The 9,719-nt window shown below is 60.4% G+C and carries 4 protein-coding genes; 2 read left to right on the top strand and 2 right to left on the bottom strand.

From position 1 onward, the window contains the following. Together U9R81_RS10125 and nadA are read right to left on the bottom strand one after the other, a co-directional pair. On the bottom strand, positions 1-621 hold a 621-nt coding region (locus tag U9R81_RS10125), incomplete at its 3' end, for an FAD-dependent oxidoreductase (RefSeq protein ID WP_322495343.1). 37 nt (positions 622-658) lie between these two features. Continuing rightward, positions 659-1,630 carry a quinolinate synthase NadA gene (gene nadA, locus U9R81_RS10120; protein WP_322495342.1) on the bottom strand — a complete coding sequence of 324 codons (972 nt, stop codon included), beginning with the start codon at positions 1,628-1,630 and terminating at the stop codon, positions 659-661. A 442-nt stretch (positions 1,631-2,072) separates the two neighbouring features. Between nadA and U9R81_RS10115 the strand changes: the two genes are divergently transcribed. Together U9R81_RS10115 and U9R81_RS10110 are read left to right on the top strand one after the other, a co-directional pair. Continuing rightward, on the top strand, positions 2,073-6,284 hold the full coding sequence (locus tag U9R81_RS10115) for an adenylate/guanylate cyclase domain-containing protein (protein ID WP_322495341.1): 4,212 nt from the start codon (positions 2,073-2,075) through the stop codon (positions 6,282-6,284). Positions 6,285-6,318: 34 nt separating this feature from the next. Next, positions 6,319-9,669: a peptidase gene (locus tag U9R81_RS10110; protein ID WP_322495340.1), complete on the top strand. Its 3,351-nt coding sequence runs from the start codon at positions 6,319-6,321 to the stop codon at positions 9,667-9,669. Positions 9,670-9,719: the final 50 nt, after the last annotated feature.

Raw genomic sequence — 9,719 nt, 5'->3', positions numbered from 1 at the left:
CCCGCCACTAGCCAACACCGTCGCCGCCGCCAGCACCCGCAACCACGCGCCGCCGGCCAACCGCACCAACGCCCCCACCACCCGCTCGCTGGCGGTGAGCAGATCAACCGCCTGCGCTTGCTCGCACACCGTGATGCGTGGCATCGCCCGCACGCGCTCGATCAGCATCTGCGTCACTGCCCAGCCGGTAGCATCACCGACGTGAACGATGCGCCGGCGCGAATGGCCGCCTTCCAAGCCTAACGCAAACCGATCTGCATCACGCTCAAAGGGAACGCCGAGTTCGGCCAATTCCCGCATCAACGCTGGCGCTTCGTGGGCCAACACCGACACCGCCGCTACGTCACACAAACCGGCGCCGGCGGTCAAGGTATCGGCGACGTGAATCCCCGGCGAGTCGGACGGATCGAGCGCCGCGGCGATGCCGCCCTGCGCCCACGCCGAATTGCTTTCCGGCAACGAACCACGGGCCAACACCAAGACCTGCGCGCCACGCGCTGCGGCGGCCAACGCGGCGGTCAGGCCAGCCGCGCCGGCGCCAATGACCAAGACATCAACGCGCCGTTCGCGGGCCAGGGGTAGTGATTGTAAGGCACTCCGCGGAGCAGAGATAGATTGCATGGTGATTCCTCCGGCGACAATGCGGTGCTTGCCACGACTACAACGCCAACATCCGGTCAATCGCGACTCGCGCGCGCGCAGCAATCTCCGGCGGCACAGTGACGGGTTCGCGCAGATCGCGCAAACTATCGCGCACCTTCTCAAGCGTAATCAGCTTCATATAGCGACAACTGATCGACTCATCGACCGGCACGAACTGTTTGTCAGGATGGGCCTTGCGCATGCGGTGCAAGACGCCGATTTCGGTCGCCACCACAAACCGGCTGGCTGGCGAGCGATTGGCATGCGCGATCATGCCCTCAGTGGAAAGAATATAGGTGCCGCGACTATCAATCGCACCGCGGGCCAGATCATCCATCGCGCTGCTCACACAGCCGCATTCCGGGTGAATCAGAAACTCGGCATCAGGCATCGCCGCCCGCTTCTGCTCGATCATTGCCGGGCGAATCGCCGCGTGGACATGGCATTCGCCGGCCCAAATCTTGAGCGGACGGCCCGTCTTTTGGCGCAGGTAGCTACCGAGGAACATATCCGGCAAGAAGAGGATGGTCTGATCAGCCGGAATCGCATTGATCACCCGCTCGGCATTGCCCGACGTACAGCAATAGTCGCTCTCGGCCTTAACAGCGGCGCTAGTGTTGACGTAGCTCACCACCACCGCGCCGGGATTGGCCTCCTTCCACGCCCGCAACTGCTCGACCGTAATCGAATCGGCCAATGAACAACCGGCATTGGCATCGGGAATCAGCACCGTGCGCTGCGGGTTGAGAATGGCTGCCGTTTCAGCCATAAAGTAGACGCCGCAGACCACGATCACATCGGCATCGGTGCGCGCCGCAGCCTGCGCCATACCGAGCGAGTCGCCAACGTAATCGGCGATCTCCTGAATCTCACCGTATTCATAGTTGTGAGCCAAAATGATGGCGTTGCGCCGGCGGCGCAAGTCGTTAATCTCGGCTATCAATGCGGCAGCGGTTGCGCCGGTCGTTGCGTAGAGCTGGGCGACCATGGGCGTTCTCCAATTAGTGTTATTATTACACTTTTTGCAATTGCGATGAGTATACACCCCTCGCAAGATATTGTCAAGAGGTCACTAAAAAATTTTTTATCCATAAGGCCGGTTTACCCTCTTCTCATTTTGCAACCTTCGCTGCAAAATGAGAGCGCAGCGACATGCTAGAAAGCAGGCTGCGATCAATTCACGGCAACGGAGAACCAGCGGTATTGCCAACCAACGAGGAGACATCCTGCGGACGCAAAGGGATCGCTGCGGGCATCAGGGCAAGGTGTGGCATTGCTTTGACTGAACCTCACTGCGGTATGACGACGCCTGCGGGCACCATCATCCGATCCATTGTAACAAGACCGGAACCGCAACCGCGAAACAATCTTTGGCGTTGACTCGTTTACAGATATAGATGCAAACGCCTTACCGATCGCCGAGATCGAGCATGGAAGCAGTCATGACCGGTTCGCTGACAGCATGGCGTGATCTGATCGTCCATCTTGACAATCAGCAGATCGCCGAACTCACTACCATCGGAGATCTCGCGGCCCCCGTGCGCGCGCGCATTGGGCATGATCTGCGTACCCGGCTGGCAGCCCATGCCGCCTACATTCCAGCCCGTATTGTGCAGAGCCAACTCGCCGATCCGCAACCCGGACGCACCACCGGCGCGTTCTGGGAAGGATCGCTCCTTTTTGCTGATCTGTCCGGCTTCACGGCCCTCTCCGAACGGCTATCGGTACTTGGCCGGCAAGGTGCTGAAGAAGTGTCGGCAGTCGTCAACCGGTTATTCGGCGCGCTGTTGCACGAAGTCCAAGCGCGGAGCGGGGCACTGCTCAAGTTTGGCGGCGATGCGCTGACCGTCTTTTTCGATGCTGCCACGCTCGGCGATCAGCACGCGACTGCGGCATGTACGGCGGCCTTGGCGATGCAAGCGCGCATGGCTGAATTCGCCAATCTCGCAACCCGGGCCGGCACCTTTACGTTGCGGCTACGGGTTGGGGTACATGCCGGGCGCGTCTTTGCCGCCGAAGTCGGCGATCAGAGCCATATCGAACTGGTGGTGACCGGGCCGGAAGTGAACCGGGTGGCGCTCGCGCAAGAGATCGCCGCGCCGGGTGAGGTGGTGATTACCGGCCAAACCGCCCAACTCCTTGAACAGCCGCAGCTTGAGGTGTGCCGCGACGGCTTTTACCGTCTCCTCGAGCTGGCAGTAGCGCAGGCGACTATCGCACCGCCCCTACCGCTGCCACTCGACGGCCCCGATGATCTGGCGACCCTCAACCGCTTGGCCCGCCAATTGGCCGCCCTACAACCCTACCTCGTGCATCGCCTGCCCCGCCGCTTTCTTGACCCGGCTGCCGGCGAATTGGGTGAGTTTCGCCCGGTGACAGTGCTCTTTGCCAATGTCCACGATTTTTCCCGCCACCTTGCGGTGCTCGATTCTGATCCCAACCTAGCCGCCACCATCTTCAACGCCTACTACCGGCGCGCGCAGGCAGTCGTCCATCGCTACGACGGCATCATCAACAAAGTCGATATGTACACCCATGGCGACAAGTTGATGGCGTTGTTCGGGGCGCCGACAGCTCACGAAGATGATCCAACGCGGGCCGTGCGCTGCGCGCTTGAGTTACGCGAAGCATTACTTGACGCCAACGCCGAAATTGCCGCCTTGGCAGGCGCAGTCGCCCCGCCGCTGGCGCAGAAGATCGGCATCAATACCGGCACCGTCTTTGCCGGGCGGGTGGGTGGCGCAACCCGCTATGAATATACCGTTATGGGGCCGGCGGTCAATCTGGCGGCGCGCCTGATGGCGGCTGCGCCCGATGAAGCGATCTACCTCTCGCCCAGCACCCAGACCGCGGTCGCAGGCCAATTTGTGCTTGAGCCGGGAGCGCCGCTGCACCTCAAGGGCTTAAGCGCAGCGGTGACGCCGGCCAAAGTCGTCCAGATCGCGACAGTCGCAACTCGTCACAGTCTGGAACATCTGACCATCGCCCCTCTGATCGGGCGCGATGCTGAATTAGCACAGGTGCTGGCAGCGGCGCGGGCCGCATTACATGGGCAAGGCGCCACGATTGCCATCGTTGGCGAAGCCGGCGCCGGCAAATCTCGTTTAGTCGAGGAGGTGATCCAGCGCTTAGTCATCGCTTCTACCGAACACGATCATGTGACCGAGGATGTGCCATCGTTTACGATCCTGTTTGGCGATTGCCAAAGTTACGAGCAACGCACCGCCTACGCCGCAATTCGCGCGCCGCTGATGAATGCGTTAGGGCTAGACCTGCGCGCCACGCCGGCCCAATTAGCTACCGACACGATCGCCCGCGTTGAACGGCTCGTGCCGGATGCCAGCCGGTTTACGCCGCTGCTAGCCGATGCGCTCGGTTTGCCGCTGGCCGACACGCCGCTCACCGCCGGCTTATCGCCCCAACAACGGCACGACCGGCTGCAAGAGTTGATTGTCGAAATCTTTCTCGCCGCCACCACCCACGAGCCGGTCTTGTTGGTGCTCGAAGATTGCCATTGGGCCGACTCACCCTCGCTCGAAGTGCTCGAACGCCTGAGCAAAGCCGTCGCTAGACGGGCGCTGGCGTTGCTGCTGACCTACCGGCCCGAAATGGCGTCGCCCGCACCGTGGGAAACGCACCCCAACACTGTCCGGATCGAATTAAGCGAATTGCTGCCAAGCGACAGCCAAGCCTTGCTTGCAGCGCTCCTTGGCGGGCCGCCGCCCAACGACATCTTGCCGCTGCTTGAGCGCACCCAAGGCAATCCCTTCTTTATCGAAGAGTTGGTGCGCGCGTTAGTGCGTGACCGCTTACTGGTGCGCAATGAAGAAAGCGGCGCATGGCAACTGACGCAACCAATCGAGAAGATCGAGCTGCCGCGCAGCATCGAAGGTCTGTTAATCGCCCGGCTCGACCGGCTCGACGAAGCATGCCAAGAGCTGGTGCAGGTCGCTTCCGTGATTGGGCGCCGCTTTCTGCACCCGGTGGTGGAAGGCATCTACTCGAACCCGCCCGCGCTCGACGAGAGCATCCAGCACCTGATCGAAGGCGAATTGATCCAAGCCGACCAGCAAGAGCGGATTCTAGCCTACATCTTTCGCCACGCGCTGCTGCGGGATGTGGCCTACGAAGGCATCCTCTACGCTCGCCGCCGCGCGTTGCACGCGCGCGTCGCCCGCCGGATCGAAGCGATCGCAGCCAATCAGCTCGAGGAGCATTACGCCGTGCTGGCATGGCACTTTCTGCAAGCCGAGGAGTGGCTGCCCGCGTTTCGTTACCACGTGCAGGCCGCCGAGCAAGCCCGCCGGCGCTTCGCCAACCGCGACGCGCTCGCCCTCTACACTACTGCGCTCAACATCGCTCCACGGCTAACGACGGTCTTGCCGCCGGCCCAACTGATCGATCAAGTGGACGCAATCCACGAAGCGATCGGTGAATTGCATCTGGTCTTGGGTGAGTACGATCAAGCGGAACACCATTTCCACGAGGCGCTGCAGCTCAGCTTACCGGTAGGCGACGAACCGGTCAGTGAACGCTGGTTGCGGATGCACCGCATGCTCGCCACGGTCGAAGAGCGGCGTTCGCGCTATCAAGCGGCCTTCGACCGGCTGACCGCGGGGATGGCCCACACCCATCGCGGCATCCCGGCGGAAACGGCGCGCTGCTACATTTTAGGCGCCGGTATCGCGTACCGTACCGGCGATTACACCCACGCAATGGAATGGGCACGGATCGGGTACACCTTGGCGGCGCAAACTGGGAATGCTACTGATCAAGCCCGCGCCCTCAAGATTATCGGAAACATTGCCGGCTATCAAGGCGACCGCACCCAAGCCATCGATACGCTCAACCAAGCGCGCACCCTCTATGAACAGGCAAATATGCTGGCCGGCTTGTGCGATGTGCTCAACGACCTCGGCCGGGTCTACACTCAAGCCGGGAGGTGGGCCGAGACAATCGCCGTCTTTGAACAATCCATGGCGATTTCGGAAAATATCGGCGATGTGCTGGCCACTGCCCGCACCGCAAACAATCTGGCCGTCGTGCTGGTAGGGCGGAACCAGCTTGACCGGGCCGGTGCGTTGTACCAGCGGGCTAGTGAACTCTTTGCCCGGCTTGGGTCGCGGCTTGGCGTGGCCGTGACCAGCTACAACCGCGGCGAAGTGCTGCTCAATCAAGGGCGCGCCGCTGAGGCGCTCGCCCTCTTTGAGGCTGCCATCGCTGATTTGGAAGCAATCAATGCCCGCAGTTTCCTGCCCGAAGCATTGCGGTTAGCCGCGCTGGCGGCATTGGCCTTAGGCGATCGCGAACGGTCCCGTACCGATGCCAATCGTTCATTGGCTATTGCCGAAGAGCTTGGCCAGACCGACGACTCGGCGATCGCCAATCGGGTGCTCGGCGAGATCGCGTTGGCATCCGGCGATCTTGATGTTGCAGAGGATCTCTTCACCCGCAGCAGCTCCACCTTGGCCCAACTTGACAATCGCTACGAGTTGGGGAAAGTCCGCTACCAACAGGCCCGGCTAGCTCTGGCTCGCCACGACTTTGCCGCAGCAGCGGTTGCTCGCACGGAAGCGATCGCCATTTTTACCGAACTCGATGCCCAGCGCGATCTGGCGCTTGCAGCGGCGTTGCCGGCGTGAACATCGTGGTTCTTCATTCGGAAGGAGTATCGCTATGCGCCGCCTCCTGCTCATGCTGACACTGGTGAATCTCGTATTGGCGCCACTGGCATTGACACCACACCCAACCCCCGCCACTGCCGCCGAGGCTGAACCAATCGATGCCACCAGCACTACGAGCATTACCGAATTATCACCCATCAATGAGATTGAGCCGAACAACCGCATCTTGCCACCCGGCACAAATGCACAGCCAATCGCAGTAGGCCGCACCGATAGCTGGCGGCAGCCGATCAGTGGCGTGGTTTCGTCATCGAGCGACATTGACTACTTCGCATTCACGATCGACGCCCCCGGTTCATTGATCACCATTGAGCTCACCAACCTCGGCGCCGACTACGATCTGGTCTTTGGCGGCGGGGTTGACCCAGTGACCGGCGTCGGCGGCGCCACCGAAACCTTCGAGTTTGACAATGGCGAACGCGGCTTGGAGGATGTGACCCAGATCGGCGGCCAGATTACCTCCATCGGCGGCCAGATTACCTCTATCAGCATCAACCCCGGCACCCGCGACGAACGGATCGAGACGATTGTGTGGCAACCGGGCTTGTACTTCGTCGCCGTCGCTCCCTCGAGCGCCGGCCAGACTAGCTCGCTTCCATACCGGCTGGTTGTCACACTCCAGCGCAGCACACTCCAATCGCTCGGCCCGGCCCCGCATGTCGAGTTTTACACCGACCAGCCTGATCCCGCCGTTACCACCCTCTACATCATCAACTCAGGCCGCATGGAGGAGGTATATCCGAGCGATCTTACAAGCATCAATATCATTTCCATCACCCTGCAACAATCATATTCGCTCACCCAGACCCTTATGATGGGTGTCAGCGAACAACCGCTGATCCAAGAAAAAGGCGCCGTGATCGATCTGGCCAATCTTGAGGTGATCACCGGCAGCGAGGCAACACCTTTTGGCCAATTGCTGACCGAATGGTCGCAACCGGTCAATCAACGCAACCCACTGCACGCCAACTATATCGCCAGCATCATTGACCACGTGATCGAAGCGGCGATTGATCCCGCCAACAATGGCCGTTCGAGTGACGTGCGCGTACAATACCGGATCAGAGCGAACAATAATTTCAATCTCGGCGATGAAACGAATCCAATCACACCATACCCCAATGTGCGCCATATTGTGCTGGTCGGCAGTGACGAGATCATCCCCTTCTTCCGGCTGCCCGACCTCACGACGATCGCAAACGAAGCCGATTATCTCGAATATCTGAAGACGATCGATACTCGCAGCAACGGCGCTAGTCTCATCTCGCCCGACAACCCGCTCGGTGCGGCGCTGCGCAACCGCATGATGTTGAGCGACGATCCGTATGGCACCGATCAGCCCTACCGGTTCTACGGTTTCCCACTGTTTGTGCCCCAGCTAGCCGTGGGACGGCTCGTCGAACAACCGGCAGAGATCGCCGATTTCTTGCGCCGCAACCGGCCCGGATGGTATGAAGACAACATACTGCTGACTGGGCAAGCATACAACCCACGCAGCGCTTCGATCACCGGCTACGACTTCTTAATCGACGGCGCCAACGCCATCACGCGCACTCTGACCCAAGCGACATCGATCAGTGTCACCAAACGCACCATCATCAACAACACATGGGATCGCAGCGACTTCGAGAACAATTGGCTCGAACAGCCACTTAATGCGACCGGCTTCTTCACCACGCCACTAGAGGTCTTTTCCCACACCAACACCCTGCTTAGCTCGCTCAACGCCCACTTCGACCACTGGCAGCTCATCCCTGCCGCCGAGCCTGCCGCCGCGCTTGCTGCCGGGCCCGGCAGCGATCCCAACTTCCCCGCCGATCGCATTTTGACCACAGGCTATGGGGAAGTCATAGAGGTGTGCGACTTCTACCCAATGATGTGCCCCGGTTTCTTCTACAACACCATCTACTATTCGGTTGGTTGTCACAGCGGGTACAGTGTGCCCACCAACGCGATCATCCAAGCGCGCAATTTACCGAGCAGCTATTACGCCGCCGACTTCGCCCAAGCCTTCAACCGCCACGCCGGCAACTGGATCGGCAACACCGGCTATGGCTATGGCACCCTCGACGGGGTGGATTATAGCGAGCGGTTATCGGCATTGCTAACCCAAGAACTAGTGCGCAACGAAACCCGGCCTGATCTGGATGCACCCGATGGGTTCACCTACGTTGGGCGCAGCATCGGCGAGGCGCTAGTCAACGCGAAGCTCCGCTATCTGCGCACGTCAATCGGTCTCAACGCCTACGACTACAAAGTGTTAGCGATCACGACGCTGTACGGCCTGCCGTGGAAGCGGGTCTTGGTTGACAACCCGCTGACCGCGCCGGTCGAAGACCTCAATGCTGAGCTGCCGGCAGGCGATCGCACAGCGCCAACGCCGATTGCCGGCAGCCAGTTAACGCGCACGATTACGTTCACCATCAATTATGACACCAATTACCTGAAACCAACCCGCACCGGCAGCGTTGTCCAGCTCAATGCGAGTAACTTCACGATCAGCGATACGTTCTTGCTTGCTAACACTTTCAACGTCACTCCAACTGTCACCGTCTTTAACAACAATCTGATCGGCATGCCGGGATTGCCCGCCTTCACTTATGATATTACCGCCCTATCGGGGAGCGATGACAATGGCAACCCCACGCCGTTGGTCGTGCGCGATGTCATCTTCATGGGCGGGCGATACAACACGGTCGAGAATTTCAACCCCACTGTCACCCAAATCGTGACCGAAACCTTCGAGCCGTTGATTACGACGACGATCGAACCTGACTTCAGCGTCGGGATCGGGGTGTGGGTGCCTGACCGTTTCTTTGGCCACAGCACGACTGGAAGCGACGCCGATCAACGCGACACTCTGATTAGCACGGCTGCCCAATTCCGCGCTACCAACGGCGTCACCGGCACTCTGCGCACCTACACCCAGCTTGTCTACCAGATCGTCTACACCGATCCGGCAGCAAGCGGCGCTAGCACTGCTCTCGCCGATGAGAACCCGCCCGTGATCGAACAAGTGCGCATCGCTGGGCAAGATGCCGGGTTGCAGAGCATTTCGACGTCGATTGAGGTGATCGTGAGCGATCCTGATCACCCTGCCAACCCGCAGGTGAACGTGACCGGTGTCTACCTCGCTGCCGACAACATCACGTGGACGCCGCTGAGCTTTACGAAAGACGCGCAGAATCCGCGGCGTTGGCTGGCAAGCGTACCACGCAACTGGCCTGATGTGCGGATCATCATCACTGCCATCGACAATGCCGGCAATACGGCCATGTACACTGCGAAAGGCGCGTTTGTGCCACCGACATATCGGGTGATAGTGCCGGTGATCTTGAGGTAAGCAGACTACGCCCGACCAGCAGCCCGCAGAGCGGGCTGCTGACCCTCACC

Source organism: Chloroflexus sp. (genome assembly GCF_034435895.1).
Lineage (GTDB): Bacteria > Chloroflexota > Chloroflexia > Chloroflexales > Chloroflexaceae > Chloroflexus.
The sequence above is the reverse complement of the archived record's forward strand: the minus strand, read 5'-3'. Positions and strand labels throughout refer to the sequence as shown.